This window comes from Citrobacter sp. Igbk 16, assembly GCF_028069755.1.
GTDB lineage: Bacteria > Pseudomonadota > Gammaproteobacteria > Enterobacterales > Enterobacteriaceae > Citrobacter.
Map to the genome: position 1 here is coordinate 33,578 of NZ_JANEWJ010000026.1, position 26,626 is coordinate 60,203.

Consider the following 26,626-nt stretch of genomic DNA (forward strand, 5'->3'; position numbering starts at 1 on the left):
CGTATTCAGCGTTCCGTCGTTCAAATTTGTGTCACTGGATTACACTTATCAGTCAGACACCTGGATGACGGAGGTTGTATGAAACGTTTGAGTTTAGCCATCATCACATTACTGGCCTGTGCAGGTGCACAGGCTGCCAGTGAGAAAGTGGTGATGAATCTGGTGACGTCGCAGGGCGTTGGCCAGGAAATTGGTACTGTCACCATTGCCGAATCCGCAAAAGGGCTGGAGTTTACGCCTGATCTTAAAGCGCTGCCGCCGGGTGAACATGGTTTTCATGTGCATGCTAACGGCAGTTGCCAGCCCGCTATTAAAGAGGGGAAAGCCTCGGCAGCAGAATCGGCTGGCGGTCATTATGACCCGCATAAAACTGGCAAGCATGAAGGTCCGGAAGGTGCAGGCCACATGGGCGACCTGCCTTTACTGGTGGTAAATAACGAAGGGAATGCCACGACGACAGTGACAGCCCCCCGGTTGAAATCACTTGATGAAATTAAAGGTAAGGCGCTGATGATCCACGTTGGTGGCGATAATATGTCCGATCAGCCGAAACCACTTGGCGGCGGAGGGGCACGTTACGCCTGTGGTGTTATCAAGTAATCAGCGACTCAGCGTGCCCGGTGGCGGCGCTTGCTCAAGTTGTGAAAGTGAGCAGTGTAGTCGCCAGATAAGGGCCGATAACTCCTGCGCTGCGGGCTGATGATGATGGGCCAGTGCATCACAGATGCGCTGGAGTTCATTAAGCGTGGCATTCAGCGGACGTTGCTGCACGCCACGTTCACTCATTACATCGCGTAACAGTGAGATACACACATCCCTGACGCGCGCCAGCGGATCTGATCGCGCCTCCCAGACGCGAAGTTGCCATACGACGTGTGAGCAGTTCAGTAACACCACTCCCCAGCGTAGTAACCAACGTCGCGCCAGTGCATCCTGGCTGTTGCTGAGCTGGCTGACATGATGATAGGTCAGCGACTCAAACTCGTTTTCACTGAGTGAAGGATGGCGGCTAAGTTGATCGACAAAGTTACGCCGTAACGCGCGAATATGGCGGCGGCTTTTTCTCGCATCAGAACCTGGCCGTAGAATAGCAAAAGCCAGCCACGACAGCGCGACGCCGGTGATCTTCGCCGTATTGTCATTCAAAAAACCTGCAAAATCATAGACAGGAGGATTGGTCACCGCGATAAACGATCCCATAAAGACGATCAGCTGTCCCCAAAGTCCCGCCAGTTTCGGCATCTGTAGTTTTAACAACTGCATGGTGGCAAGCAGCGGGAAGAGAAACAGAATGAACTGCCAGAGATCGGTAATTTGGACCATCAGACCGAATTTCACCGCAAAACTAAATAGCGACAGCAGGACCAGCGTGCGCATCAGCAAAGAGAGTGATTTGAATGGGGCCGCTACGGCGGAATATAACACGCAACTGATGGCGGCAAGCGTCAGAGCCCCGGAGCCTGACTCCCATTGTGCACCAATGCTCCACGCGCCGATGGACATCAGCGTAATGAAGGTACGCAATCCGCTCCAGAGAGCCTCCGCGTTATCGGTATGACGGGCAAGACCCGGCGTACGCTCAATATTGATACGATCGGCCGTGACGCCCTTTTCCAGTAAGCCCAGATAATGACTGCTTTGCAGATAGATACGGCAAAAATAGCGCAGACGCTGCCAGAAGGCGACGTGCCGATAGTCATGCTGATCGACGGGGCACAGCGGGGCGATAATCCGCGCGACGGCGTAGCTGTCGGTATCAGGTTTGACTAACACGGTCAGTAACTGCTCGATGATATCCCGGGTATTAGCCGGAGGATTAGGCCAGTTCAGTAGCATCCGCCGCAGACTGGAAATAACGCTGGTCAACCGCAACTGTTGGTGTAACAACGCATTGAGTAAGGTATTTTGACGGCGAAAACGGTAGTGGCTCCAGAACGCCTGAATACGTAGCAGATTCATTGTCAGGATTTGACCGATCACCCCTTCATGGGCGGTGCGGATAGCATCTGTGGTTTCTGGCTGCCAGAGCAAGCTGGCATGCTCCAGCAAACGTGCATGCATATTTTTCAAAGCGGTCAGCAGCGTGGTGCCATCGGATGTACTGGGCAGGATCATCATCATCAGGCCGCCACAGAGGATCCCGACGATGACTTCGCACACGCGTGCCTGGGCGATATCCCACAGTTGCGTAACCTCTGTAATATGCACCATTGGAAAGGCAATAATCGCCGCGGTATAGCCTGCCAGTTGAAAAGCGTAGGCCACGTTGTTGGTGAAATGTGCACACGCCCAGGTACAAAAACCGATCCAGACTGACATGCTCAACAGAAACAGCCAGGGTTCATTGAGGGTATGGCCGGCTATAATCAATGCGGCCGTTGCACCGAGTAAACTGCCCGCGATACGCCCCAGGCTTTTGCTAATCACGCCTCCAACGGTTGGAAAACTGACTACCGCCGCTGATGTCATCGCCCAGTAGGGTTCGTCCAGATTGAGGTAATAGGCGAAGGTTAACGCCAGACACATCGCGATAGTATTACGCAGCGCGTAACGCCACTGTCCACCCGTGGCTTTAAACCACGGCAGACTGGCCGGTGTCAGGCGGGGTAGTTTCATTTTTGCTGACCGATGGACACGCTACAGGTTGTCCCAGAAACCAGCGTAACATCGTGCGGAAGGGTATCAAATTCGATACGAACGGGAACCCGCTGCGCCAGACGAACCCACGGAACGTTTGGTTTGATGTCAGGAACCAGACCGGAATTGCTTTCCACACTCTGATCATAAATGGCGCGACCAATGCCGGAAACGTGACCCTGTAACTTAATATTGCCGCTGTAGAGCGTGATAAGAGCAGGTGCCCCGTCTTGAATATGGCGTAGTTTGGTTTCTTCGAAATAGCCCATGACATAAAAAGAGTGGCTGTCGACCAGGGCAAACAGAGGTTTACCCGTTGAGGCGTAGTCTCCGGTACGGGTTGATAGATTGGTGACCCAGCCTGTGACCGGGGCTTTGACTACCGTTTGCGCCAGTTGCCACTGAGCATGGCGCAAACTGGCCTGGGCTGCGGCAACGGTCGCCTGCATGGCTTTTACATTGAGCAGTGCGCTGTCCAAATCTTCGGCCGAGATGAAATTTTGCGACAAATTGCGGCGACGTTTGGCTTCATTATTGGCTTTGGTCAGATCGGACTGCGCTTTGGCCAACTGAGCCTGTGCGTTCAGCTCAGCAATCTGGAAAGGGGTCTTGTCGATAACAAAAAGAACATCGCCTTTGTTAACCAGTTGATTATCTTTAATGTTGAGTTCACTAATGCTGCCAGAGATCTGCGGAGTGATGCTGACTTGTTCAGCGCGGACTTTTCCGTCACGCGTCCATGGCGATTGCATATAGTAATTCCACATCCACCACCCGGCGAGGACGGCAATAACAGCGACTATAATAGTGGAGAAGTATTTAATGGTTTTAAGCGACATAATCACCACGCAATCAACATGACAAAGGCCAGACACACGCAAAGCGTAAAGAGGGACAGATCCATTAACAGGGGATGCCAGATTTCGCCAGAATAGATCCCGTCGCGTAGCAGGCGATGAACAACTAGCCAGAGGATAAATCCTGCAACAAACGCCTTGAAAATAGGGGGGAAGTAGACAGATGCTCCGATCATTAAATCTTGTAGGGGCAATCCTGTTGCATTAAACATAAACTTCACGGGCAAAATCCTTGGCGAAAAGAGCGTTGCTATAGGTTTAGCAAAAAAAGGGACAATGTGTCTCTGTAAGGCATAATGTCTGAAAAAATGTCATCCGGTAAGCAAATTTGGCAATACATTTGTTTTGGGAATACAAATGCTGCACACTATTCTAAAATCAGCACAATAACTTAGCAAGCTAATTATAAGGAGATGAAATTGGAATCGCCATTAGGTTCTGATCTGGCACGGTTGGTGCGCATTTGGCGTGCTCTGATTGACCATCGCCTGAAACCTCTGGAGTTGACGCAGACGCATTGGGTTACGCTGCACAACATTCATCAGTTGCCACCGGATCAATCACAGATCCAGCTGGCTAAAGCGATTGGTATTGAGCAGCCTTCATTGGTGCGTACGCTCGACCAGTTAGAAGAAAAGGGACTCATTTCACGACAGACTTGCGCCAGCGATCGTCGGGCAAAGAGAATTAAATTAACGGAGAAGGCCGAACCGCTGATTGCTGATATGGAAGCGGTTATCAACAAAACGCGCGGCGAAATTTTGGAAGGGATTTCCGCTGAGGAAATTGATCTGCTGATAAAACTGGTCGCCAGACTGGAACACAATATCATTGAACTGCAGTCGCAGGGCTAAAGCGATCAAAACGACGTGTGGCCAGAGGCTGACCACACGTGAATTCGATTAACGTGGAGACACGGTAACCTGGCTACCATTGTTAGCCATAACAACGCGCTGACCTGCAGAGAATTTGGTCGCACCCTGCTTCTGAACCACCATGATGGTATTACCGTCATCCTTACGAATTTCCAGTTCTACGCCCTGGGTTTTATTCATCGCGCCTTGTACGCCCTGGCCTGCTACGCCACCGGCAACCGCGCCTGCAGCTGTCGCTAATGAACGACCGGTACCGCCGCCTACTGTGTTACCGAGGAACCCACCCAGCACAGCACCACCAATAGCGCCAATCACGTTTGCGTCGTCACCACCCTGGATTTGCACCGGACGAACATGAACAATCGTACCGTAGGTAACGTTCTGAACTTGTTTCGCTTCGGATGCGGTATACACGTCACCTGAAAGGCTATCATTGTTAACGCAGCCCGCTAAAGATACGCCCATTAATGAAACAATCAGCACACGTTTAATCATTTACAAATCTCCTTTGTCACCACGAAACGCTAATAAAGCACTCCTCATGGCTAAATTATATGGCATTTGTGAGTCTAAGGTCACATGTTCTACTGGAACAATATGAAAATCTTAACCGAAATCGGGTTAACCGAGTATAAACGAATCATTCATCACGTTAATGGAATTTAGGGGTTACTGGAAAGATTAACCCACAAAAATCATTAAGGAAGCATGGAATTAGTCGACACTTTATGGTGGAGTGTCAAGGCTAATTTGCTTAAAAGGATGACGTATGAAATCGGGCCGTTTTATCGGAGTGATGTCTGGAACCAGTCTTGATGGTGTGGATGTTGTGCTGGCGGCGATAGATGAAACGATGGTTGCGCAGCAGGCAAGTCTGACATGGCCCATCCCCGTTCATGTAAAACAGGCCATTCTGGATATCTGCCAGGGGCAGCAACTGACGCTTTCCCAATACGGTCAACTGGACACGCAGTTGGGGCGTTTGTTCGCCGATGCGGTCAATGCGTTGCTGCAGCAGGAAAAATTAAAACCGCAGGATATTGTTGCGATCGGCTGTCATGGGCAAACCGTGTGGCATGAACCGACAGGAATTGCGCCACACACGCTACAAATTGGTGATAACAACCAGATTGTTGCGCGTACCGGGGTAACGGTGGTCGGTGATTTTCGTCGGCGCGATATCGCGTTAGGCGGACAGGGGGCACCGCTGGTTCCTGCTTTTCACCAGGCGTTGCTGGCGCATCCAACGGAGCGCCGGATGGTGTTAAATATTGGTGGTATTGCCAATCTGTCACTGCTCATCCCAAAACAACCGGTTCGGGGATATGACACCGGTCCGGGCAATATGCTGATGGATGCCTGGATTTGGCGGCAATGTGGTCAACCTTATGATAAAGATGCGCAATGGGCCTGTTCGGGGACAGTGATTCTGCCGCTGTTGCAAACGATGCTTAACGACCCGTATTTTTCAGCACCAGCGCCAAAGAGTACGGGGCGTGAGTATTTTAATTATGGCTGGATTGAACGCCATCTGGCGCAGTTCCCGGGCATTAGCCCACGAGACGTACAGGCGACGTTGGCTGAACTGACGGCCGTGACGATTTCCGAACAGGTTCTGCTGAGCGGAGGGTGTGAACGGTTGATGGTATGTGGCGGTGGTAGTCGCAATCCACTTCTTATGATGCGTCTGGCGGCGCTGCTGCCGGGGACGGAAGTGACCTCCACCGATGAAGCAGGGATCAGTGGTGATGATATGGAAGCGTTAGCCTTTGCCTGGCTGGCGTGGCGTACACTCGCGGGACTGCCGGGGAACCTGCCTTCTGTGACCGGCGCATCTGAGCCCAGCGTTTTAGGGGCTATTTTTCCCGCCAATCCACGAACTCAGAGTTAACTGAAATTATTCCAGGCGGTATACCGATAAACTAGGGATGTTAGGGAGGGTGTTTTTGCCCTCCGGGACCAGGAAAGTCTTCAGGATATGGCTATGAAAAAACTGTTATTAGTGTGTCTGCCCGTATTGCTTACCGGTTGTAGTGTGTACAACCAATTTGTCGAGCGTATGCAAACGGATACGCTCGAATATCGCTGTGATGAAAAACCGCTTACCGTAAAATTGAATAATACCCGACAGGTAGCGAGCTTTGTTTATGATAATCAACTATTGAATCTCAAACAGGGCGTGTCGGCATCGGGTGCACGCTACACAGATGGTATCTACGTCTTCTGGTCTAAAGGAGACAACGCGACGGTATATAAACGAGACAGAATTGTGCTGAATAACTGTCAGTTACAGAACCCGAAGCGTTGAGATTTTCACCTGGGCGGCGCACAATAGCGTCACCCACTGACAATCCGTAGCCCAACATCATGTCTGATAACGACGAATTGCAGCAAATCGCGCATCTGCGCCGTGAATACACGAAAGGCGGTCTTCGCCGCCGCGATCTTCCCGCCGAACCCCTCGCGCTGTTTGAGCGCTGGTTGGGGCAAGCCTGTGATGCCAAACTGGCAGACCCTACCGCTATGGTCGTCGCAACAGTCGATGAACACGGTCAGCCGTACCAGCGAATCGTGTTGCTCAAACATTATGATGACAAAGGGCTGGTGTTTTATACCAACATGGGCAGCCGTAAGGCGCACCAGATCGAGAACAACCCGCGCATCAGCCTGTTATTCCCCTGGCATACGCTGGAACGGCAGGTGATGGTTATCGGCAAGGCCGAACGCTTGTCCACGCTTGAGGTGGTGAAATATTTCCACAGTCGCCCGCGCGATAGCCAGATTGGCGCCTGGGTTTCTAAGCAGTCCAGTCGGATCTCCGCACGTGGAATTCTGGAAAGTAAATTTCTTGAGCTGAAGCAGAAGTTTCAGCAAGGGGAAGTTCCGTTGCCAAGTTTCTGGGGCGGATTTCGCGTGAGCATTGAACAAATGGAGTTCTGGCAGGGTGGCGAAAACCGTTTGCACGACCGTTTTTTATACCAACGTGAAGATGACGCGTGGAAAATTGACCGCCTGGCCCCCTAAAGATGCAAAATTCTTGTTTTAAGCGCTGGTGCTGATGAATCCGGCGCTTTATTCTATGTCTCTTTCGCATCAGGCGAAAAGTCGTGTACCGGCAAAGGTGCAGTCGTTTTATACATGGAGATTTTGATGGCAAGCAGTAACTTGATTAAACAATTGCAAGAGCGGGGGCTGGTGGCCCAGGTGACGGACGAGGAAGCGTTAGCAGAGCGACTGGCGCAAGGCCCGATCGCGCTCTATTGCGGCTTCGATCCTACCGCTGACAGCTTGCATTTGGGGCATCTGGTTCCATTGTTATGCCTGAAACGCTTCCAGCAGGCAGGCCATAAGCCTGTTGCGTTGGTAGGCGGTGCAACGGGTCTGATTGGTGATCCGAGCTTTAAAGCCGCCGAGCGTAAACTGAATACCGAAGATACCGTGCAAGAGTGGGTGGATAAAATCCGCAAACAGGTCGCACCGTTCCTCGATTTCGACTGTGGCGACAACTCGGCGATTGCTGCGAACAACTACGACTGGTTTGGCGGTATGAACGTACTGACTTTCCTGCGTGATATCGGCAAACACTTCTCCGTAAACCAGATGATCAACAAAGAAGCGGTTAAGCAGCGTCTGAACCGTGACGATCAGGGGATCTCCTTTACCGAGTTTTCTTACAACCTGCTGCAAGGTTATGATTTTGCCTGCCTGAATAAACTGCATGGCGTGGCATTGCAAATTGGTGGTTCTGACCAGTGGGGTAACATTACCTCTGGTATCGATCTGACCCGCCGTCTGCATCAGAACCAGGTATTTGGCCTGACGGTTCCGCTGATCACTAAAGCTGACGGTACCAAGTTCGGTAAAACGGAAGGTGGCGCAGTTTGGTTGGATCCGAAGAAAACCAGTCCATACAAGTTCTACCAGTTCTGGATCAACACGGCTGATGCGGACGTATATCGCTTCCTGAAATTCTTCACCTTTATGGACATTGAAGAGATCAATGCGCTGGAAGAAGAAGATAAGAACAGCGGTAAAGCACCGCGTGCCCAGTATGTTCTGGCTGAGCAGGTAACGCGTCTGGTTCACGGCGAAGAAGGTTTAGTGGCGGCGAAACGCATTACCGAAAGCCTGTTCAATGGTAACCTGAGCGATCTGAGCGAAGCGGACTTCGAACAGCTGGCGCAGGATGGTGTACCAATGATCGAAATGGACAAGGGTGCCGACCTGATGCAGGCGCTGGTGGATTCTGAACTGCAGCCTTCGCGCGGTCAGGCGCGTAAGACCATTGCGTCTAATGCGGTCACCATTAATGGTGAGAAACAATCTGACCCGGAATATTTCTTCCAGGACAGTGATATTTTGTTCGGCCGCTACACCTTACTGCGCCGTGGCAAAAAGAACTACTGTCTGATTTGCTGGAAATAAGTAAAAATCAGCAGGGGCGTGGGAAACTACGCCCCTTTATTTTTTAGGGTTGTGGTAAGTAAAATGAAGAATATCCTCGCCATCCAGTCCCACGTTGTTTTTGGCCATGCCGGCAACAGTGCTGCCGAATTTCCGATGCGTCGTCTTGGCGCGAATGTCTGGCCGCTCAACACCGTTCAGTTTTCTAACCACACGCAGTACGGTAAATGGACCGGCTGTGTTATGCCGCCCAGCCACCTGACTGAAATTGTTCAGGGTATTGCTGATATCGATAAACTTAAGACCTGCGATGCGGTGCTGAGTGGTTATCTGGGATCCGCAGAGCAGGGCGAGCATATTCTGGGTATTGTGCGCAAAGTGAAAGCGGCAAATCCTCAGGCGAAATTCTTTTGCGATCCAGTGATGGGGCATCCTGAAAAAGGCTGCATCGTGGCACCTGGCGTTGCGGAATTTCATGTTCGTCATGCACTTCCGGCCAGCGATATTATCGCGCCAAATCTGATTGAGCTCGAAATTCTGTGCGAGCATGCGGTTAACAATGTTGATGAGGCGGTGATGGCTGCCCGTGAACTGATTGCTCAGGGACCGGAAATTGTGCTGGTTAAGCATCTTGCCCGTGCAGGTATCAGCGCAGATCGTTTTGAGATGCTGTTGGTTACCGCAGATCAGGCGTGGCATATCAGCCGTCCGCTTGTCGATTTTGGCGCACGCCAACCGGTTGGCGTTGGTGATGTCACCAGTGGCTTGCTGTTGGTTAAACTGTTGCAGGGGGCTTCATTGCAGCAGGCGCTGGAGCATGTGACTGCGGCGGTGTACGAAATTATGATCGCCACCAAAGAGATGCAGGAGTATGAACTGCAGGTGGTTGCCGCCCAGGATCGTATCGCGAAACCAGAACACTACTTTAGCGCCACTCAGCTGTAATCAATGTGCAATGGCGCTCACGCTTATCGGGCCTACGTTTTTCTGTAGGCCGGGTAAGCGCAAGCGCTACCCGGTAACAACAATTAATTTAACCCTTCCGCTTTAAGCGCTGCGGCAACTGCCGGACGCTCAGCCATGCGCGTCATATACGCCTCGATATGGCTTAATCCTGCCATATTCAACTTAACTGCATACGCCCAACGTAGCACGGTAAACAGATAGGCATCAGCAATGCTGAAGCGTGCGCCGCAAATCCACGGGTTGTCTTTCAGCGATTCGTTCACATATTGCATTTTTTTCTCAAGCAATGCGCGAACGGTTGGTTTGTACTCCTCTGGCGTATCCGGTCGGAACAGAGGGGTAAAACCTTTATGTAGCTCTGTAGCGATATAGTTAAGCCATTCGATAGTTTTGTAGCGGGAGAGGCTGCTGGTAGGGGCCAGGAGATGACGGTCTGGAACGGTATCTGCCAGATATTGCATGATGGCAACGCCTTCTGTCAGTAGTGTACCGTCATCCAGCAACAGTGCGGGAACTTGTCCTTTCGGGTTTACCGCGAAAAAATCGTCGCCGTTTTCCAGACGTTTCTTCATCAGATCAACACCATCCAGCGTGAAATCTTTACCGCTCTCACGAAGTGTGATGTGGGAAGCAAGAGAACAAGCGCCCGGTTTGTAGAACAGTTTCATCGGTAACTCCTTTTGGCTGAGGTATACCGTATGGTAGTGCTACCTGGAACAAAAAAAAAGCCGCTAACAACAGTTAGCGGCCTGAAATTAAGTTTCCCTGAGAATTACGCTGTTGCGGCCTTAGAGGCTTTCTCACTGACGTCGTCATCTTGCGTCATGCGGTTCAGTTTCGGCGCAGTCAGCAGCATCAGAACGGCGATAACTGCGGTAGCAACACCAATCTGCAGGAACACGCGACCGTAGACTTCAAGGGACATCAACGGGTCAGTCACATTCTCTGGAACTGCCATCATGTTAGCCACGTAACCACCGATGATGTTTGCACCCGCAGTTGTCAGGAACCAGCTACCCATAATGAAGCCCATCAGACGCTGTGGAACCAACTGTGCCACCATCGCCAGACCCAGACCAGAAATCATCAACTCACCAATACTTTGCAGACCGTAGCAGATGATCAGCCAGTTAACAGAAACGATGCCCGCATCGGTCGCAAATTTCGCACCCAGCGGCAGGATCAGGAATGCGCCTGAGCACAGCACCATACCGATAGCGAACTTGGTAGGCATTGGCAGAGTGTCGCCCATCTTGTTATAGATAGCGGCAAGAATTGGGCTACCAATGATGATCCAGAACGGGTTCAGTGCCTGATACTGTTCTGGTTCGAAAGCAATACCCAGAATAGAGTGTTCAACGTTACGAATCGCGAAGAAGTTCAGGGACGTCGGCATCTGGCTGTACAGCACGAAGAAGATAATGGCTTCCAGCATCAGAATAAAGGCGACGATCATCTTACGACGTGCAGCACCCTGCATAGAGAACGCTTCTTTCGCAAAAATAACCACGATACCCATGGCGATAACACCCAGAACCATACGTGCGATGCCCTGGTTGTGCAGCAGCCATGTTGCGATAGCGATAAGAACCACAACACCAACAATGGTCAACAGCAGGTTGCGGAAGTTGATAGGTTCAAAGTCAGGCTTGGAGCCGTACTGTTTAACCCAACGCTGGCAGAATGCGAAGTTAACAACGGTGATCAGCATACCCACGACGCTCAGGGCGAACGCGGTGCTCCAACCGTAACGTGCTGCCAGCCACGGTGTTGCCAGCATAGAGAAGAATGAACCGATGTTGACGGACATGTAGTACATGGTGAATGCACCATCAAGACGCGGGTCATCTTTGGCATAGCAGGTAGAAAGCAGAGAGGATGGGTTTGCTTTAAACAGGCCGTTACCGACCGCGATGGCCGCCATACCCATATAAACGATACCCGCATCGTGACCAGACCATGCAACCAGTGCATAACCAATAGCCAGGACAACGGCACCCAACATAATCACACGCTTTGTGCCCAGAACTTTATCACCTAACCAGCCACCAATAGCAACAAGGCCATATACCAGGGCGCTAAAGGAGGAGAAAAGAGTGATGGAATCCGCTTCTGACATACCCAGTTGCTTCACCAGGTAGACGGCCATAATCCCTTGCAGGCCGTAATAACCAAAACGCTCCCACAGCTCAATTGAGAAAATGAGATAGAACGCTTTTGGTTGTTTGAAGGCGTTTAAACTGACGCTTTCTGTTGGTTTATTGTTTGCAGTAGACACTTTTACCTCTTTTTTTACATCCCATATCAACGGGGGTGTTCTGGTACGTGATGAGTCAAGTTCATCCGTCCGATTGTTATAGTGGGAGGGGAAACGGCAAGTAATGTTCACTATCTTGACCATTCAGACAAGGGGTTTGTAATAATCTGTTACATATAACTCAGGTGGTGAAATCGTCGGGGCTGAGAAATGTTATCCAGCGTTAAATTTCTTCATTTGAAGAATGGCAGATTTTTACACTGTCAGGATAGGGTGAAAATGGGAATGTGGCGATATGTTCTGCTATTTTGGCTTGAAGGTAGTGATATAGCCCATTATCTGAAAAATAGCCAGTGTAATGTTTTGTATCGAAACGAGCCTGTCAGGTCATCTGATTGTCATTTTAACTGCAAAATAATAAATATTTTACATAATGTTATCAGGGTGATCTTGATCACGGATGGATAGAAATTTCTACTATTAAAAAAACGATTAACCTGCTCAGGTGTTAGTTCACAAGAATATTGCATTAGATATGTAGGAAGGTACGGCATCATTGTCGGGAAATGAACGATTGAGAAGTGCATAACTAATCGTTATGGAATAGGGGCCAGCGTTATGGCCCCATACTGTCAGATATCGACTTTCTCTTTGAATTCACAAAGATCTTCAATAATACAGGAACCGCAGCGTGGTTTTCTGGCTATGCAGGTGTAGCGACCATGAAGAATTAACCAGTGGTGACAATCGACTTTAAATTCACTGGGGACGACTTTCAGCAGTTTCTCTTCGACCTGTTCGACGTTTTTACCTGGGGCAAATTGTGTACGATTGCAGACCCGAAAAATATGGGTATCTACGGCAATCGTTGGCCAGCCGAAGGCGGTATTCAATACCACATTGGCCGTTTTACGACCAACGCCTGGCAGCGCTTCCAGTGCCGCCCTGTCTTCCGGTACTTCGCCATTATGCTGTTCCAGCAGGATACGGCAGGTCTTAATCACGTTCTCAGCTTTGCTGTTGAACAGACCAATCGTCTTGATATACGACTTAACCCCCTCAACACCGAGCTCGAGCATGGCAGCAGGGGTATTGGCGACGGGGTATAGCTTAGCCGTTGCTTTATTGACGCTGACATCGGTGGCTTGCGCGGAAAGCAAGACCGAAATCAGCAGTTCAAACGGTGACGTAAAGTTGAGTTCGGTAGTGGGATGCGGATTGTTGTCACGCAGGCGCGTCAGTATTTCCAGCCGTTTCGTTTTGTTCATTACACATTCCCTGTTTCACCCGCCGGGTCTGCTGCCATAGCGGCCTCGGCACGACGTTTCTTCATCTTTTCATCAATCAGATATTTAACAGCCAGCATCAGCCCAAGGCCAATGAATGCACCCGGCGGTAGCATGGCCAGCAGAAATGGTGTGTCAGTATGGAAGATCTCCACGCGCAGGACTTTGGCCCAATTGCCCAGCAGTCCGTCTGCACCGTCGAACAATGTACCGTTACCTATTATTTCACGCAGCGATCCGAGAACAAACATGGCACCGGTCGCACCCATGCCAATAGAAAAACCATCGAGAGCGGATAAAGCGGGGCCCTTTTTCGCAGCAAAGGCTTCAGCACGGCCAACGACAATGCAGTTGGTCACAATCAACGGGATAAAGATACCCAGTGATTGATACAGGCCAAAGGCGTAGGCATTGATAAGCATTTGTACCGCACTCACCACGGAGGCGATGATCATGACATAAATTGGAATACGGATTTCGGGTGGCGTCCAGCGGCGCAACGCTGAAATAGTCAGGTTTGTCAGGGTCAACACCAGCGTAGTCGCCAGCCCCAGACCTAACGCATTGGTTGCGGTAGAGGTAACGGCCAGCAACGGACACATGCCGAGTAACTGTACAAGGGCGGAGTTATTTTTCCAAAGTCCCTGAACAATGACGTCTTTAATTTCGCTCATGGTTACTCTCCACAGGCGCTAAGTTGAGGAAGTTGCGCAGGCAGAGTCTGCGCAAACAGGCCAGCACGTTTCACAGCATTAACCACTGCTCGGGGCGTTATGGTCGCGCCGGTGAACTGATCAAAATCGCCGCCATCTTTTTTCACCGCCCAGTGAGGGTCGTTTTCCGCATTAATCGTTTTGCCGCTAAAGTGGGTGATCCAGTCTGACAGACGTAACTCAATTTTATCACCGAGGCCGGGTGTTTCATGATGTTCCGTCACCCGCGTACCCAGCACAGTACCGTTGAAATCTACACCAACCAGCAGTTGAATTGCACCGGAATAACCATCGGGTGCCGTGGCCTCCAGAATTGCCGCAACCGGACGGTCGTCCTGGCGGGCAATATAGACACGATGTGTACCTTTACCTAATGCCTGCGCATTCACCAGATAGCAACTTTCTGGCAGATTGTTATTGTAGCGATCGCCAGGTAGTACCTGATCAAACAGCGCCTTTTGTTGAAGAGCCGCTTGTTCATCAATGGTAGACTTGGTTAACTGATTAATCGCCGCCGTTAACCCTGTAGAGCCCGCGGCAAACAGTGCCAGAGTGATACCGTGTTTACGAATCGTTTTCAGCATGCGTTGTCCTTAGCGATGTCCGTACACACGAGGACGGGTGTAATAATCAATCAGCGGAACGGTGATATTTGCCAGTAACACGGCAAAGGCCACGCCATCAGGATATCCCCCAAAACTACGAATCAGCCAGACCAACAGACCCGCAAGCGCGCCAAAAATCAGGCGACCACGGTTGGTTGTTGATGCCGTAACGGGATCGGTAAGAATAAAGAATGCGCCCAGCATGGTAGCACCGGAAAGCAGATGCAACTGCGGTGATGCCAGCGACGCCGGAGAGAAAAACCAGCCTAACGTTGAACAAACGGCAAGTGACAGCAGAAAACTAACCGGGATATGCCAACGAATTGCTTTTTGCCATAACAACACGATGCCGCCCGCCAGCCAGGCAAGGTTTACCCACTGCCAGCCAGCGCCTGCAAGCATGCCACTGTAGATAGGGTATTGCATCACCTGCTCAACAGTATGTCCCGCGTGCAGGGAGGTCTTAAAGGTGTCCAGCGGTGTTGCCTGACTGATACCGTCAATCCCTATACGGAGCGTGTTCATATCGCTGCCGCCAGCGGTATGTCCGGTAAAGATAACGTTTAAAGCATCAAAAAAGCCGGGCACCGTAGCGGCAATTTCATGTGGTGGCAGCCAGCTTGTCATCTGCACCGGGAATGAGATCAACAGAACGACATAACCAATCATCGCCGGATTAAATGGATTCTGCCCAAGACCGCCATACAGTTGCTTGGCAATGATAACGGCAAATACGGTACCCAAAATCACCATCCACCACGGAGCCAGGGGGGGGATACTGACGGCAAGCAACAACCCTGTCAGCAGGGCGGAGTTGTCTTTCAGGGTCGCGGCTACGGGCTGTTTCCGTAGTTTAAGCACGGCCGCTTCTGCGGCGATGGCACTGACCGATGCCAGCGCTATCTGGAACAATGTACCCCAGCCGAAGAACCACCATTGAGCGGCAATTCCTGGTAATGCAGCAATCAGAACCAGCATCATGATACGCGATGTCTGACGCTGGTTATGGGTATAAGGGGAGCTAGCTATTCTGAATACCATTTATTCCTCGTTTACAACCTGCTGCTGTGCGGCTTTTTTGGCCTGAGCGCGTGCAATAGCGGCCGCAACGGCAGCTTTGCGCGGGTCAACCGGCTCGGCGGGTTCTGTGGTGGCCTGTTGCTCAAGCTTCCGGGCTTTGGCGCGGGCAATAGCGGCTTCGACGGCGGCTTTGCGTGGGTCAACCGGCTCGGCGGGGTCTGTGGTGGCTTGTTGCTCAAGTTTCCGGGCTTTGGCGCGGGCAATAGCAGCTTCGACGGCGGCTTTGCGCGGGTCAACCGACTCGGCGGGTTCTGTGGTGGCTTGTTGCTCAAGCTTGCGGGCTTTGGCGCGGGCAATTGCGGCTTCGACGGCAGCTTTGCGCGGGTCAACCGGCTCGGCGGGTTCCGTGGTGGCTTGTTGCTCAAGCTTGCGGGCTTTGGCGCGGGCAATAGCAGCTTCGACGGCGGCTTTGCGTGGATCCGTACCCGCGCTGCTGTCCTCTTCTTTTGACAGATTTTCACTGCGTGCGGCGCGAGCCTGCGCTTTTCGCGCTTCACGTGCGGCAATCACTGCGCTGTTATCAGGTTTTTCACCCGCCTGGATGACAACCGGCTGCATCGCCTGAGCCTGTTTCTCTTTTACGCGAGCCAGTGCGGCAGCGATGGCATCATGATCTTTCGCTGCAGGTTGTACAGCTGCGCTTTTATGCCGTTCAAGACGTGCCGCTTTTTCACGCTCAAGCCGGGCCTGGCGGGCCTCAAAGCGTGCTTTTGCTTCTGCAGCGCGTTTTTCTTCCTGACTGATGGCGTAAATCTCCGCCTTTTCCTGGCGGAAGTACTGTACCAGCGGGATATTGCTTGGGCATACCCATGCACATGCGCCGCATTCAATGCAGTCAGCAATATTATGGGTTGCCGCTTTATCATGTTGCTGGCCTTTACTGAACCAGTAAAGTTGCTGCGGCAGAAGATCGGCAGGGCAGGCATCGGCACAGGCGCTACAGCGAATACAGCCTTTCTCTTCCTGCGGTTCACCCATTTCACTGGCAGAAGGCGCAAGAAGGCAGTTGCTGATCTTCACGATTGGGACATCCAGCCAGGGCAGGGTAAAGCCCATTAGCGGACCGCCCATGATCACCATCTGGTCAGCAGAAGGACAGAAACCTGCATCGTTGAGCAGGTGACGAACAGGTGTACCCAATCGCGCCCAAACATTGCCTGGGCGACTGACTGCTTCGCCCGTTAGCGTGACCACTCGCTCTGTGATTGGCTCGCCGTCAATAACGGCCCGCTTGACAGCATAGGCAGTCCCCACGTTTTGCATCAGCACCCCGATATCGGAGGAACGTCCACCGTGAGGAACCTGCTTACCGGTCAGAATTTGCGTCAGTTGCTTGGCGCCGCCTGACGGGTATTTAGTGGGGATGACACGTAAGCTGATATCGTGAGAATCAGCCAACACAGCGCGCAGCATGGAGATGGCCTGCGGTTTGTTATCTTCAATACCCAGCAGAACTTCACGCGGTTGAAGAATATGAGCAAGTATGCGGATACCTTCGACTACCTGAGCCGCACAATCTTGCATTAAGCGGTCATCGGCGGTGATGTAGGGTTCACATTCAGCGGCGTTGATGATCAGTGTTTCAATTTTATCACCGCCACCTTGCAGTTTTACGCCAGTTGGAAAACCTGCGCCGCCGAGTCCGGCAACACCGAATTGGTGAATACGGGCTATGAGCTCCTCGCGGCTGTGGGCACGATAATTTGCCCAGCCGTCACGCTCAATCCAGCGATCCTCACCGTCCGCATCAATGATGACGCTAAGTTCAGCTAAAGCCGAAGGATGCGCGGTGGAGTGCGGGGCAATGGCAACAACGGTGCCGGATGTTGGGGCGTGCACGGGCAGCATTCTGCCGCGCCCACGGGTCAGCGCCTGACCACGCAGCACGGTATCGCCCACATTGACACACAGTTCACCTTCAGCGCCAATATGCTGCTTCAACGGAATAATAAAGCGCGGAGCCAGCGGAACCTGCCGCAGCGGTGTCCCGTTAGATTGGGTCTTCATTTCTGGTGGGTGAATGCCGCCATCAAAGTCCCAGATTTTATTTTTTCTGAATGCGGAGAATAACTTAAGCATGTTGTTCCACAGGAATGATGCGCACAGGAATAGTGTTTAAATCCCACTTCCAGCTGTCAGGTGTCTCGGCGACCGGGCGTAATTCGATACATTGGGTCGGACACGGATCAACGCACAAATTGCATCCGGTGCACAGATCGCTCATCACCGTGTGCATGGCACGCGTCGCGCCCACGATGGCATCGACCGGGCAGGCCTGAATACATTTCGTGCAGCCGATACAGTTATTTTCATCAATTACCGCCAGCATACGAACGGGGGTAGCATCCTGCTCATCACCATCAATAGGTTGCGGATCGACGTTCAACAGGGTCGCAATTTTTAGCATCACCGCTTCGCCACCTGGGGCGCAACGGTTGATTTTTTCGCCCTGACAGCCAATCGCTTCAGCATAAGGACGGCAGCCCGGGTAACCGCACTGTCCACACTGGCTTTGCGGGAGAATTTCATCAATTTTCTCCACGACCGGGTCATCCTCGACGGCAAATCGACGAGAGGCATAACCCAAAATAGCGCCGAACGCCAGACCCAGCAGACTCACTGCGGCAACGGCAATCCAGATAGCATTCATTACAACTTCACCAAACCACTAAAGCCCATAAAGGCCAAAGACATTAAACCAGCGGTAATCAGCGCAATCGCATTACCGCGGAACGGGGCAGGAACGTCTGCCACGGCGAGGCGTTCGCGAATTGCGGCGAACAGAACCATCACCAGTGAGAAGCCGACGGCGGCGGAAAAACCGTACAGCGCCGACTGTAAAAAATTATGCCCGAGGTTGATGTTCAGCAACGCCACACCCAAAACCGCGCAGTTAGTGGTGATCAGCGGTAAGAAGATCCCCAGCAGGCGATACAGCGCAGGGCTGGTTTTGCGTACAACCATCTCGGTAAATTGCACTACCACGGCGATGACCAGAATAAACGCCAGCGTGCGCAGGTAGATGAGATCGAGAGGGATAAGGATCCAGGTGTCAATCAGCCATGCGCAAATGGATGCCAGCGTCATTACAAAGGTCGTGGCGAGGCCCATACCCATTGCGGTTTCCAGTTTTTTGGAAACGCCCATAAAGGGGCATAAGCCCAGAAACTTGACCAGTACAAAGTTATTGACCAGTACAGTTCCGACAAACAGCAGCAGGTAATCAGTCATTTTTCGGCCTGAAATAAAAAAGCCGCCTATTATCTGACAATCTACAACAGGCGACAACAGGTTAACTGTAGGGTTATTACGGGTTCACAAACGTTGTCTTAACGCGTTGCGAGCGTTTGAAATAGGGCACCAGCAGCGCAGCCGCCAACAATGGGAACAGCAGTTGACGCACGGCAAATGCATCCGGAACAGGAGAAAATGCAAACGCTTTAATCGCCAACAACACTGAGATCAGCAGCCATATAATATAGTGCTTTGGCACACAGGCTCTGCGTTTGAAAAACGCGACGGTCAGCCACAGCGTGTAGTACCACATGGCGATAGCGGTAATAAAGGATACGCCCCATAGCAGCAAATTCGTCGTGCTTTGCTCGCTCAGCGTATGGAATGTCTGCGGTGTGGCCAACGCAGTGACATACAGCAGTAACGCCAGCGAAGCACTTAACAACGCGACTAACAGCCAGGCCAATGGCCCAAGTAGCCAGCCTCCGATACGTTGTGCCGGTGTTGTAGTCATTTCATCTCCAGGTTTACGCGCGCGAACAGACGTGCCGTTTATTTTGGGGCAATTATTATAAAGCTTTTAACGTCAGACGCTACTTTCTTGTTTATTGCACGTAATGCCAGACGGATTTTGGCACCTGACCGACATCGAACAGGCGACCGCCCGAAATGAGCTCGGCACGACGGTGGTCTGCAGCGCGATACATATTGATAATGTCGCTATCGTCAGTAAGTGTGTAGTTAAGATGATCGAACAATTTTTCCAGACTTTCTAGCGAACTGATTTTGCGGAATTTTAATAAGTAATCCTGAACAGTCATAAAAGGCAATCCATATTAATAAAATAATACTAACGGAGTAGTAAATATTAAAAAACAACCAACGTTGTACAGGTAAACGCGAATTTGCACGCAAATGTAAGAAGAGTTTTCAACCCTGTGGGAAACCAGGCGCTATTCGCGCCTGCGGAAAGGGTAACGCGCTTCACGATCGCAGGCAATACGCGCTGGAGCGGGATGCGGCATAATTCGCTTTTTTTTTGACAAAAACTGATCTTTTACAGCCCTACCCAGCAACCATCGCGGAGTTAACTGCCAGGCTATAACGGGCTGCGTATATTTATTTTTTCTGTACTGCAGCGACGGGTTCCGGTGGTTGGTAGTTGTCAATATGATTGGCAACACCCAACAGGATCACGGAGACCACGAGAACAATCCAACCTGTTAATTCAATAAGACGATTCATTACTGACGACATTTGCTTTGATTTATCCATAAACACAGGTAGCAAATGTTACTTATCAATAAATAATACAGCAAGAGCATTGGGAACGATTTCGATGACTTTTTCGCGGCAAGTTAACTCTAAGTGGCATATGTTTGACTTAAGTTAAGCAACAGCCTTTGTAGCACAAAGGTTATTAAACTATTGTGGCGCTACTATCTATGGTGTGAAATAGGCCAGATCTGAATTGAGAGGCAAAAACATGAGTGACAACATCCGCGTTGGGCTAATCGGCTACGGTTATGCCAGTAAAACTTTCCATGCCCCCCTGATCGTGGGCACTCCGGGTCTGGAACTGGTTGCGGTGTCCAGTAGTGATGAAACAAAAGTGAAGGCGGACTGGCCTTCAGTGGCAGTTGTTACTGAGCCTAAACACCTGTTTAACGACCCGAGTATTGACCTGATTGTGATCCCTACACCCAATGATACACACTTCCCGCTGGCGAAAGCGGCGCTGGAAGCAGGTAAGCATGTGGTTGTTGATAAGCCTTTCACTGTGACACTGTCACAAGCGCGCGAGCTGGATGCGCTGGCCAGAAGCGTAGGTCGCCTGCTTTCTGTCTTCCATAACCGTCGCTGGGACAGCGATTTTCTGACGCTGAAAGCGTTGCTGGCTGATGGCGCGTTGGGTGAGGTGGCTTATTTTGAATCTCATTTCGATCGCTTCCGCCCGCAGGTCCGTGACCGCTGGCGTGAACAGGGTGGCCCAGGGAGTGGTATCTGGTATGACTTAGCGCCGCATCTTTTAGATCAGGCAATTAACCTGTTTGGCTTACCCGTTAGTTTGACGGTCGATCTGGCACAGCTCCGCCCGGGGGCGCAGTCAACAGATTACTTCCATGCCATCCTGACGTATCCGCAGCGTCGGGTGATTCTGCACGGAACGATGCTGGCAGCCGCTGAGTCTGCTCGTTATATCGTTCACGGATCGCGTGGCAGCTATGTGAAGTATGGTCTGGACCCACAAGAGGAACGTCTTAAAAATGGTGAACGCCTGCCGCAGGAAGACTGGGGTTACGACATGCGTGATGGTGTACTGACACGCATGGAAGGCGATGAGCAGGTGGAAGAAACCTGGCTAACCGTGCCAGGCAATTATCCGGCGTACTATGCGGGTATCCGTGATGCGCTGAATGGTAACGGCGAGAACCCGGTTCCAGCCAGACAAGCCATCCAAATCATGGAACTGATTGAGCTGGGCATTGAATCGGCGAAACACCGTTCGACGCTGTGCCTTGCCTGATAATGTCCAGGCATCTTATCCGGCCTACATTGTAACGTAGGCCGGATAAGCGTTCGCGGCATCCGGCAATAAAACCACTACGCTGCGGCGACTTTCTCACGCAGTGCTTGTTTCTCTACATTGCTCAGGAACGCCATTTCCAGACCATTGATTTGCGCCTGGCGAATCTGTTCACGCGTTAATCCTGCAGCCGGGGCGGCTACGGTGTATTCGTGAATAATATCCACGCCCTGAACCGCCGGATCGTCCGTATTCAGACTGGCCAGTACACCGTGCTCAAGGAATGTTTTCAGCGGATGCGTCGTCAGTGAGGCGACGGTACTGGTTTGAATATTCGATGTCAGGCAGGATTCAATACCGATACGCTGCTCGGCGAGAAAATCCATCAGGGCGCGATCTTCGACGGCTTTTACACCGTGGCCAATACGCTCTGCTCCCAGTTCTCTGATAGCTTGCCAGATACTTTCCGGGCCTGCCGCTTCACCTGCATGAACCGTGATATGCCAACCTGCGTCGCGCGCACGGTTGAAATGGGACAGGAACAAACTGCCCGGGAAACCGAGTTCATCGCCGGCCAAATCCAGCGCTGTGATGTGATCACGGTGCGCTAGCAGTGCATCCAGTTCCTGCAGACAGGCGGCTTCGCCGAAGGTACGGCTCATAATGCCAATTAAACGGGCTTCAACGCCAAAGGTCTTGCAGCCCTCGCGTACGCCGGCAATAACGGCTTCAACCACACCTGCAACGGGGAGTTGATGCGCCATAGCCATGTAGCCTGGAGAAAAACGTAATTCAACGTAATGCAGACCATTACGTGCGGCATCCTCAATATTTTCAAATGCGACGCGACGACAGGCATCCAGCGATGCCAGCACTTTCACACCCCAGTCAAGCTTTGACAAAAAACTGACCAAATCAGGCTCAGTTGACGTTACCTGCACGTGAGGGATCAGCGTTTCAAGTGTTTGAGCAGGAAGCGTTAAATTAAACTGACGACCAAGATCCAGGATCGTTTGGGCACGGATGTTCCCATCAAGGTGGCGATGGACGTCGGTTAAAGGAAGGGAAGTATCAATCATGGTCGCACTCATGTTTTTAGGTAAAGTGCGCAGTATTATAAGAATAAATCGGGATAAAAATCTATGTTGCGCAATGATTAATTTCATTGCGCAACTTTAGTTAGCGCAGAGAGCGTAGGGCGTTAATTAATCCCTGAACGCCTTTCTCAAGTTTTGAACGGGGGCATCCGGTATTCAGGCGTACAAAACCGCACCCTTCCTCTCCGTAAGTCGATCCCGGCATAATCGCCACTTTTTGCTGGTGGATAAGCGCATTTTGTAACGCCTGGTCATCAACCTTGAGCGGACGTAAGTCTATCCAGGCCAAATAGGTGGATTGTGGGATCTGCCAGTTAAGTTCAGGGAACGCGGTATTAAGTTCATCAGCAACGTAATGCAGGTTGCCGGCAAGATAATCTCGTAAGGCATCCAACCAGCGCTCACCTTGCTGATAGGCGGCAATATGTGCGGTGAGCGCCAGCACCGCAGGAGAAGACAACCCATCGCGTCCCTTTAGCGCACTGAGATAATCGTTGCGGCTATTAGCGTCTTCGATGATCCCATACGCGCCGGTTAATGCCGGGATATTGAAACTCTTGGAGCCGGAGGTGAGTAGCGCCCAGTCGCCGCGTGCGACATTGATCCACGGAATATGCGGTTGGTCTCCCCACACCATATCCATATGGATTTCATCGGAAATGACGTTGACACCATGTCGCTGGCATAAGTCAGCCATGGTTTCCAGTTCCTCGCGCGTCCACACTTTGCCCGTTGGATTTTGTGGGCTGCACAGCAGAAGAATTTTACTCTCGGGTCGTGAGAGAGCTGCCTCCAGCTTTGCCATGTCGCAATACCAACCGTCGCTCCGCTTTTCCAGACCGACGGGGAGCACTGTGCGCTGGTTGCCTTCAATAGCTTTGTAAAATGCATCGTAAGCTGGTGTATGGACAACGACCGCGTCGCCAGCAGACGACCACTGGCGAATGAGTTCAGAGACCATATAGATAACTGAGGGGCCATATACCAGCGATTGAGGATCGATCCGGGTATTGTGACGAGTTAGAAACCAGTGGCTAATGGCCGCCAGAAATTCGTCATTTTTCCAACGGCTGTATCCTAATACACCGTGTGAAAGGCGCTGGGTCAGCGCCTCCAGAATGCAAGGGGCCGTTGCAAAATCCATATCAGAGATCGTGAACGGCAGCAGATCGGCAGTGCCAAAACGGTCAGCGACATAATCCCACTGGGTGCACCATGTTCCTTGCCTGTTCACAACCTTTGAAAAATCAAACATGTCGTTGTCCTCACGCCTGTACTGTATTCATCAGAACCGCGATTTCGTCTTTCACTGACTGGACCTGCGGGCCAATAACGACCTGAAGGTTATGCTGATTGAGCTGTACCACGCCAATGGCCCGGTTGTCTTTCAGTGCCTGGACATTTACGCGTGACATATCTTTGACCGACAAACGCAAACGGGTAATGCAGTTATCCAGACTAACGATATTCTCTGCGCCGCCCAGTGCCGCCAGAATTGCCGGGACATTGTAGCCAGATTTACCGGGTGTGCCTGCCATCACTTTCTCGATATTGCTGGCAACTTCGACATCACGGCCCGGTGTTTTCAGATTAAAGCGGGTGATCGCGAAGCGGAAGATAACGTAGTACACCGCAAACCAGATGGCCGCGACAACAGGGACCAGGTACCACTTGGTGGACAACCCGTGCAGGATCCCGAACACCACGAAGTCAATCAGGTTACCGTCTGTGTTGCCAATAGTCACACCGAGCACCGCCATCACGGTAAAGCCGAGGCCGGTTAACAAGGCGTGGATCACGTACAGAACCGGGGCAACAAACAAGAACAAGAACTCGAGTGGTTCAGTGGTACCGCCAATGACGCAGGCAATCAGACCAGAAATTAATAGCCCTTTAATTTTATGTCGATTCTCAGGACGAGCACAGTGATACATTGCTAATGCAGCACCCGGCAAACCGCCGAGGAATGCCGGCATTTTGCCCTGAGACAGGAAGCGGGTTGCGCTTTCAGAGAAGCCTTGCGTGGTTGGGCAACTCAGCTGCGCCTGGAAAATAGTGAGTGCGCCACTGACGCTATGACCACACACTTCCTGGGTACCGCCCGCTTCAGTAAAGCGAATGAGGGCCACCAGGATATGATGCAGGCCAAAAGGCAGCAGAAGGCGTTCACCGGTACCAAACAGCATCGGACCAAATTCACCTGCGCTGTTGATGATATTGCCGAGCCCGGTAATACCCATCGCAAATACAGGCCAGATCAGAGGGATAACTAATCCAACCAGCCCCATGACCAGTGAAGAAATGATGGGGACAAAACGGGTGCCGCCGAAGAAAGCCAATGCGTCCGGCAGACGGATATTGTGGAAGCGCTCATGCAGCATCCAGACAATGATCCCGGCGATGACTGCACCGAGGATCCCGGTGTCGATCGACTGGATCCCCAGGATGTTTTGGATATTATTGGCCTTCAGGATTGCCGCATCAGTGGTGGGTAAAATCCCTTTCGCCGTCAACCAGAAGTTAACGGCAAGGTTCATGACCGCGTAGCCAACAAACCCAGCAAATGCCGCCACACCTTTGTTCTCGCGCGCCAGACCGAGAGGAATAGCAATACAGAACATCACGGGTAAGAAACTAAAGGCGAAAGAGCCGACTTTACTCATCCAGGTAAAAAGAGCCTGAAGCACCGGGTTACCCAATGCGGGGATCAGCGTTAAGACATCATGGCTGCTTAACGAACTGCCGATCCCCAACATGATCCCGCAGAAGGAGAGCAGAGCCACGGGCAACATAAAGGTTTTGCCCAACTGCTGGAAAAATTCCCATAACGTTATTTTTGGTGTGGTTCTCGTCGTCATCTAACGACTCCTCGTGAAAGCTCGGTGACTAATGATGGCGAGAAGATAAAACGTTTTACCTAATTTTAGTGCGGTATAAATCACATTATCGAATGATAATAGGGGGTATAACTATAACCGATTGATAAAACGTTTTATCCGTCACGTTATCAGGGAGTTTTCTGTTTTTATGGCTATAGCCAAAAAAATAACCATCCATGATGTTGCGCTGGCTGCGGGAGTTTCGGTCAGTACAGTCTCATTGGTGCTTAGTGGAAAAGGGCGTATCTCATCCGCAACCGGGGAGCGGGTAAACGCTGCCATTGAGCAGTTGGGGTTCGTACGTAATCGTCAGGCATCGGTACTGCGTGGCGGTCAGAGTGGTGTGGTCGGGCTGATTGTACGCGATCTGTCTGCGCCATTTTATGCTGAACTGACGGCAGGTCTGACGGAAGCATTAGAAGCACAGGGTCGGATGGTCTTTCTTTTACACGGCGGTAAAGACGGTGAGCAATTGGCGCAGCGTTTCGCGATGCTACTCAATCAGGGCGTGGATGGTGTAGTCATTGCGGGTGCCGCTGACAGCAGTGATGCACTGCGACAGCTGGCTGAAGAAAAAGGGATTCCGGTCGTATTTGCTTCACGAGCCAGTTACCTGGATGACGTCGACACGGTCCGACCCGACAACATGCAGGCAGCGCAATTGTTGGTTGAGCATCTTATTCGGCACGGTCACCAGCGAATCGCGTGGCTGGGAGGACAGAGTTCTTCTTTAACCCGCGCAGAGCGTGTCGGCGGCTATTGTGCGACGCTGCTAAAATATGGTTTACCGTTTCATAGTGATTGGGTTCTGGAGTGTTCATCCAGTCAAAAACAGGCAGCCGAAGCCGTTACTGCACTGTTACGCCGCAACCCGACGATCAGCGCCGTTGTGTGTTACAACGAAACCATCGCTGTTGGCGCCTGGTTTGGTCTGATGAGAGCGGGGCGTCAGAGCGGCGAAATTGGCGTCGATCGCTATTTTGAACAGCAAGTTTCACTGGCTGGATTTGCGGATGTGGCGGAAAACGCGCTGGATGACATTCCCATTATCTGGGCCAGTACCCCGGCACGCGAAATGGGTTACACCCTGGCTGAACGTATACTGCAGCGCATTGGTCATGATGACAGCCATTCCCGCAATCTGACGCTTTCCGCCCGACTGGTCACGCAGAAGTAGCTTGCCGAAAAGCAAAAGCCCGATAAGCAGTA

At 51.5% G+C, this 26,626-nt stretch carries 27 protein-coding genes and 1 pseudogene; 9 read left to right on the plus strand and 19 right to left on the minus strand.

Features of this window, described 5'->3' with window-relative positions:
- The first annotated feature begins 78 nt into the window (after nucleotides 1–78).
- Complete coding sequence (gene sodC / locus NNO03_RS16570) at nucleotides 79–600, plus strand: superoxide dismutase [Cu-Zn] SodC (protein WP_271450044.1); 522 nt, start codon at nucleotides 79–81, stop codon at nucleotides 598–600.
- Here the strand turns inward: sodC and NNO03_RS16575 are convergent.
- The 3 genes and pseudogenes from NNO03_RS16575 to NNO03_RS16585 form a co-directional block, all read right to left on the minus strand.
- Nucleotides 576–2,616: pseudogene (locus NNO03_RS16575) on the minus strand (FUSC family protein). The gene sodC and the pseudogene NNO03_RS16575 sit on opposite strands and share 25 nt — an antisense overlap.
- Complete coding sequence (locus NNO03_RS16580) at nucleotides 2,613–3,476, minus strand: HlyD family secretion protein (protein WP_271440571.1); 864 nt, start codon at nucleotides 3,474–3,476, stop codon at nucleotides 2,613–2,615. The pseudogene NNO03_RS16575 and the gene NNO03_RS16580 overlap by 4 nt, the downstream one beginning before the upstream one ends.
- A 2-nt stretch (nucleotides 3,477–3,478) precedes the next feature.
- The gene (locus tag NNO03_RS16585; RefSeq protein WP_202038724.1) at nucleotides 3,479–3,715 is read right to left on the minus strand and encodes a DUF1656 domain-containing protein; all 237 of its coding nucleotides are present in this window, start codon (nucleotides 3,713–3,715) and stop codon (nucleotides 3,479–3,481) included.
- A 192-nt stretch (nucleotides 3,716–3,907) separates the two neighbouring features.
- Here NNO03_RS16585 and slyA point away from each other — a divergent pair, with 192 nt between their 5' ends.
- Entirely contained in the window at nucleotides 3,908–4,348 is a 441-nt protein-coding gene (slyA, locus tag NNO03_RS16590; protein ID WP_019076732.1) for a transcriptional regulator SlyA, read from the plus strand.
- A 48-nt stretch (nucleotides 4,349–4,396) separates the two neighbouring features.
- On the opposite strand, the gene slyB is transcribed toward slyA, so the two are convergent.
- A complete protein-coding gene (slyB, locus tag NNO03_RS16595; protein ID WP_003029175.1) occupies nucleotides 4,397–4,864 on the minus strand; it encodes an outer membrane lipoprotein SlyB in 468 nt (155 codons plus the stop codon).
- Nucleotides 4,865–5,138: 274 nt separating this feature from the next.
- On the opposite strand from slyB, the gene anmK reads away from it, so the two are divergent.
- The 5 genes from anmK to pdxY all read left to right on the plus strand — a co-directional run bounded on the left by anmK (nucleotide 5,139) and on the right by pdxY (nucleotide 9,718).
- The gene (anmK, locus tag NNO03_RS16600) at nucleotides 5,139–6,260 is read left to right on the plus strand and encodes an anhydro-N-acetylmuramic acid kinase (RefSeq protein ID WP_271450045.1); all 1,122 of its coding nucleotides are present in this window, start codon (nucleotides 5,139–5,141) and stop codon (nucleotides 6,258–6,260) included.
- 87 nt (nucleotides 6,261–6,347) lie between these two features.
- On the plus strand, nucleotides 6,348–6,677 hold the full coding sequence (gene mliC, locus NNO03_RS16605; protein WP_202038722.1) for a C-type lysozyme inhibitor: 330 nt from the start codon (nucleotides 6,348–6,350) through the stop codon (nucleotides 6,675–6,677).
- 59 nt (nucleotides 6,678–6,736) lie between these two features.
- Nucleotides 6,737–7,393 carry a pyridoxamine 5'-phosphate oxidase gene (gene pdxH / locus NNO03_RS16610; protein ID WP_048211753.1) on the plus strand — a complete coding sequence of 219 codons (657 nt, stop codon included), beginning with the start codon at nucleotides 6,737–6,739 and terminating at the stop codon, nucleotides 7,391–7,393.
- Nucleotides 7,394–7,519: 126 nt separating this feature from the next.
- Nucleotides 7,520–8,794 carry a tyrosine--tRNA ligase gene (gene tyrS / locus NNO03_RS16615; protein WP_020996426.1) on the plus strand — a complete coding sequence of 425 codons (1,275 nt, stop codon included), beginning with the start codon at nucleotides 7,520–7,522 and terminating at the stop codon, nucleotides 8,792–8,794.
- A gap of 63 nt (nucleotides 8,795–8,857) precedes the next feature.
- The gene (pdxY, locus tag NNO03_RS16620) at nucleotides 8,858–9,718 is read left to right on the plus strand and encodes a pyridoxal kinase PdxY (protein ID WP_271440570.1); all 861 of its coding nucleotides are present in this window, start codon (nucleotides 8,858–8,860) and stop codon (nucleotides 9,716–9,718) included.
- Between the two features lie 83 nt (nucleotides 9,719–9,801).
- Here the strand turns inward: pdxY and gstA are convergent, their stop codons facing one another.
- The 12 genes from gstA to blr all read right to left on the minus strand — a co-directional run bounded on the left by gstA (nucleotide 9,802) and on the right by blr (nucleotide 20,159).
- Nucleotides 9,802–10,407, minus strand: coding sequence for a glutathione transferase GstA (gene gstA / locus NNO03_RS16625; protein ID WP_202038721.1), 606 nt, complete (start codon nucleotides 10,405–10,407; stop codon nucleotides 9,802–9,804).
- A 104-nt stretch (nucleotides 10,408–10,511) separates the two neighbouring features.
- Nucleotides 10,512–12,017 (minus strand): dipeptide/tripeptide permease DtpA, encoded by a 1,506-nt coding sequence (gene dtpA / locus NNO03_RS16630; protein WP_271440569.1) that lies wholly within the window; start codon nucleotides 12,015–12,017, stop codon nucleotides 10,512–10,514.
- Nucleotides 12,018–12,628: 611 nt separating this feature from the next.
- The gene (gene nth / locus NNO03_RS16635; RefSeq protein ID WP_137381266.1) at nucleotides 12,629–13,264 is read right to left on the minus strand and encodes an endonuclease III; all 636 of its coding nucleotides are present in this window, start codon (nucleotides 13,262–13,264) and stop codon (nucleotides 12,629–12,631) included.
- Nucleotides 13,264–13,956 (minus strand): electron transport complex subunit E, encoded by a 693-nt coding sequence (locus tag NNO03_RS16640; RefSeq protein WP_048211748.1) that lies wholly within the window; start codon nucleotides 13,954–13,956, stop codon nucleotides 13,264–13,266. The genes nth and NNO03_RS16640 overlap by 1 nt, the downstream gene beginning before the upstream one ends.
- 2 nt (nucleotides 13,957–13,958) lie before the next feature.
- A complete protein-coding gene (rsxG, locus tag NNO03_RS16645) occupies nucleotides 13,959–14,579 on the minus strand; it encodes an electron transport complex subunit RsxG (protein ID WP_271440568.1) in 621 nt (206 codons plus the stop codon).
- A gap of 9 nt (nucleotides 14,580–14,588) precedes the next feature.
- Complete coding sequence (gene rsxD, locus NNO03_RS16650; RefSeq protein WP_271450046.1) at nucleotides 14,589–15,641, minus strand: electron transport complex subunit RsxD; 1,053 nt, start codon at nucleotides 15,639–15,641, stop codon at nucleotides 14,589–14,591.
- Entirely contained in the window at nucleotides 15,642–17,759 is a 2,118-nt protein-coding gene (gene rsxC / locus NNO03_RS16655; RefSeq protein WP_271450047.1) for an electron transport complex subunit RsxC, read from the minus strand.
- Complete coding sequence (gene rsxB, locus NNO03_RS16660) at nucleotides 17,752–18,330, minus strand: electron transport complex subunit RsxB (RefSeq protein ID WP_005121200.1); 579 nt, start codon at nucleotides 18,328–18,330, stop codon at nucleotides 17,752–17,754. Before rsxB ends, rsxC begins: the two co-directional genes overlap by 8 nt.
- Entirely contained in the window at nucleotides 18,330–18,911 is a 582-nt protein-coding gene (rsxA, locus tag NNO03_RS16665; RefSeq protein WP_005121199.1) for an electron transport complex subunit RsxA, read from the minus strand. The genes rsxB and rsxA overlap by 1 nt, the downstream gene beginning before the upstream one ends.
- Before the next feature lie 76 nt (nucleotides 18,912–18,987).
- Nucleotides 18,988–19,428: a DUF2569 domain-containing protein gene (locus NNO03_RS16670; protein WP_271440565.1), complete on the minus strand. Its 441-nt coding sequence runs from the start codon at nucleotides 19,426–19,428 to the stop codon at nucleotides 18,988–18,990.
- A 91-nt stretch (nucleotides 19,429–19,519) separates the two neighbouring features.
- Complete coding sequence (gene ydgT / locus NNO03_RS16675) at nucleotides 19,520–19,735, minus strand: transcription modulator YdgT (RefSeq protein WP_003832804.1); 216 nt, start codon at nucleotides 19,733–19,735, stop codon at nucleotides 19,520–19,522.
- A 298-nt stretch (nucleotides 19,736–20,033) separates the two neighbouring features.
- On the minus strand, nucleotides 20,034–20,159 hold the full coding sequence (gene blr, locus NNO03_RS16680; protein ID WP_040233850.1) for a division septum protein Blr: 126 nt from the start codon (nucleotides 20,157–20,159) through the stop codon (nucleotides 20,034–20,036).
- A gap of 241 nt (nucleotides 20,160–20,400) precedes the next feature.
- On the opposite strand from blr, the gene NNO03_RS16685 reads away from it, so the two are divergent.
- The gene (locus NNO03_RS16685; protein WP_048211743.1) at nucleotides 20,401–21,441 is read left to right on the plus strand and encodes an oxidoreductase; all 1,041 of its coding nucleotides are present in this window, start codon (nucleotides 20,401–20,403) and stop codon (nucleotides 21,439–21,441) included.
- A gap of 77 nt (nucleotides 21,442–21,518) precedes the next feature.
- Here the strand turns inward: NNO03_RS16685 and add are convergent, their stop codons facing one another.
- The 3 genes from add to malX all read right to left on the minus strand — a co-directional run bounded on the left by add (nucleotide 21,519) and on the right by malX (nucleotide 25,396).
- Entirely contained in the window at nucleotides 21,519–22,520 is a 1,002-nt protein-coding gene (add, locus tag NNO03_RS16690) for an adenosine deaminase (protein WP_271440564.1), read from the minus strand.
- Between the two features lie 100 nt (nucleotides 22,521–22,620).
- A complete protein-coding gene (locus NNO03_RS16695; RefSeq protein WP_271450048.1) occupies nucleotides 22,621–23,793 on the minus strand; it encodes a MalY/PatB family protein in 1,173 nt (390 codons plus the stop codon).
- A gap of 10 nt (nucleotides 23,794–23,803) precedes the next feature.
- Nucleotides 23,804–25,396: a maltose/glucose-specific PTS transporter subunit IIBC gene (gene malX / locus NNO03_RS16700; protein WP_271440562.1), complete on the minus strand. Its 1,593-nt coding sequence runs from the start codon at nucleotides 25,394–25,396 to the stop codon at nucleotides 23,804–23,806.
- 169 nt (nucleotides 25,397–25,565) lie between these two features.
- Between malX and NNO03_RS16705 the strand changes: the two genes are divergently transcribed.
- Nucleotides 25,566–26,594 carry a Mal regulon transcriptional regulator MalI gene (locus tag NNO03_RS16705; protein WP_137381259.1) on the plus strand — a complete coding sequence of 343 codons (1,029 nt, stop codon included), beginning with the start codon at nucleotides 25,566–25,568 and terminating at the stop codon, nucleotides 26,592–26,594.
- Nucleotides 26,595–26,626 lie beyond the last annotated feature (32 nt).

What these genes read in the sequence shown, in the direction of transcription:
- rsxC (WP_271450047.1), bottom strand. Translation starts at nt 17,759, where the DNA reads ATGCTTAAGTTATTCTCCGCATTCAGAAAAAATAAAATCTGGGACTTT.
- rsxA (WP_005121199.1), bottom strand. Translation starts at nt 18,911, where the DNA reads ATGACTGATTACCTGCTGCTGTTTGTCGGAACTGTACTGGTCAATAAC.
- NNO03_RS16705 (WP_137381259.1), top strand. Translation starts at nt 25,566, where the DNA reads ATGGCTATAGCCAAAAAAATAACCATCCATGATGTTGCGCTGGCTGCG.
- slyB (WP_003029175.1), bottom strand. Translation starts at nt 4,864, where the DNA reads ATGATTAAACGTGTGCTGATTGTTTCATTAATGGGCGTATCTTTAGCG.
- NNO03_RS16670 (WP_271440565.1), bottom strand. Translation starts at nt 19,428, where the DNA reads ATGACTACAACACCGGCACAACGTATCGGAGGCTGGCTACTTGGGCCA.
- malX (WP_271440562.1), bottom strand. Translation starts at nt 25,396, where the DNA reads ATGACGACGAGAACCACACCAAAAATAACGTTATGGGAATTTTTCCAG.
- rsxB (WP_005121200.1), bottom strand. Translation starts at nt 18,330, where the DNA reads ATGAATGCTATCTGGATTGCCGTTGCCGCAGTGAGTCTGCTGGGTCTG.
- pdxH (WP_048211753.1), top strand. Translation starts at nt 6,737, where the DNA reads ATGTCTGATAACGACGAATTGCAGCAAATCGCGCATCTGCGCCGTGAA.
- NNO03_RS16695 (WP_271450048.1), bottom strand. Translation starts at nt 23,793, where the DNA reads ATGTTTGATTTTTCAAAGGTTGTGAACAGGCAAGGAACATGGTGCACC.
- pdxY (WP_271440570.1), top strand. Translation starts at nt 8,858, where the DNA reads ATGAAGAATATCCTCGCCATCCAGTCCCACGTTGTTTTTGGCCATGCC.
- gstA (WP_202038721.1), bottom strand. Translation starts at nt 10,407, where the DNA reads ATGAAACTGTTCTACAAACCGGGCGCTTGTTCTCTTGCTTCCCACATC.
- NNO03_RS16640 (WP_048211748.1), bottom strand. Translation starts at nt 13,956, where the DNA reads ATGAGCGAAATTAAAGACGTCATTGTTCAGGGACTTTGGAAAAATAAC.
- NNO03_RS16685 (WP_048211743.1), top strand. Translation starts at nt 20,401, where the DNA reads ATGAGTGACAACATCCGCGTTGGGCTAATCGGCTACGGTTATGCCAGT.
- rsxD (WP_271450046.1), bottom strand. Translation starts at nt 15,641, where the DNA reads ATGGTATTCAGAATAGCTAGCTCCCCTTATACCCATAACCAGCGTCAG.
- rsxG (WP_271440568.1), bottom strand. Translation starts at nt 14,579, where the DNA reads ATGCTGAAAACGATTCGTAAACACGGTATCACTCTGGCACTGTTTGCC.
- ydgT (WP_003832804.1), bottom strand. Translation starts at nt 19,735, where the DNA reads ATGACTGTTCAGGATTACTTATTAAAATTCCGCAAAATCAGTTCGCTA.
- tyrS (WP_020996426.1), top strand. Translation starts at nt 7,520, where the DNA reads ATGGCAAGCAGTAACTTGATTAAACAATTGCAAGAGCGGGGGCTGGTG.
- anmK (WP_271450045.1), top strand. Translation starts at nt 5,139, where the DNA reads ATGAAATCGGGCCGTTTTATCGGAGTGATGTCTGGAACCAGTCTTGAT.
- add (WP_271440564.1), bottom strand. Translation starts at nt 22,520, where the DNA reads ATGATTGATACTTCCCTTCCTTTAACCGACGTCCATCGCCACCTTGAT.
- NNO03_RS16580 (WP_271440571.1), bottom strand. Translation starts at nt 3,476, where the DNA reads ATGTCGCTTAAAACCATTAAATACTTCTCCACTATTATAGTCGCTGTT.
- blr (WP_040233850.1), bottom strand. Translation starts at nt 20,159, where the DNA reads ATGAATCGTCTTATTGAATTAACAGGTTGGATTGTTCTCGTGGTCTCC.
- slyA (WP_019076732.1), top strand. Translation starts at nt 3,908, where the DNA reads ATGAAATTGGAATCGCCATTAGGTTCTGATCTGGCACGGTTGGTGCGC.
- nth (WP_137381266.1), bottom strand. Translation starts at nt 13,264, where the DNA reads ATGAACAAAACGAAACGGCTGGAAATACTGACGCGCCTGCGTGACAAC.
- sodC (WP_271450044.1), top strand. Translation starts at nt 79, where the DNA reads ATGAAACGTTTGAGTTTAGCCATCATCACATTACTGGCCTGTGCAGGT.
- mliC (WP_202038722.1), top strand. Translation starts at nt 6,348, where the DNA reads ATGGCTATGAAAAAACTGTTATTAGTGTGTCTGCCCGTATTGCTTACC.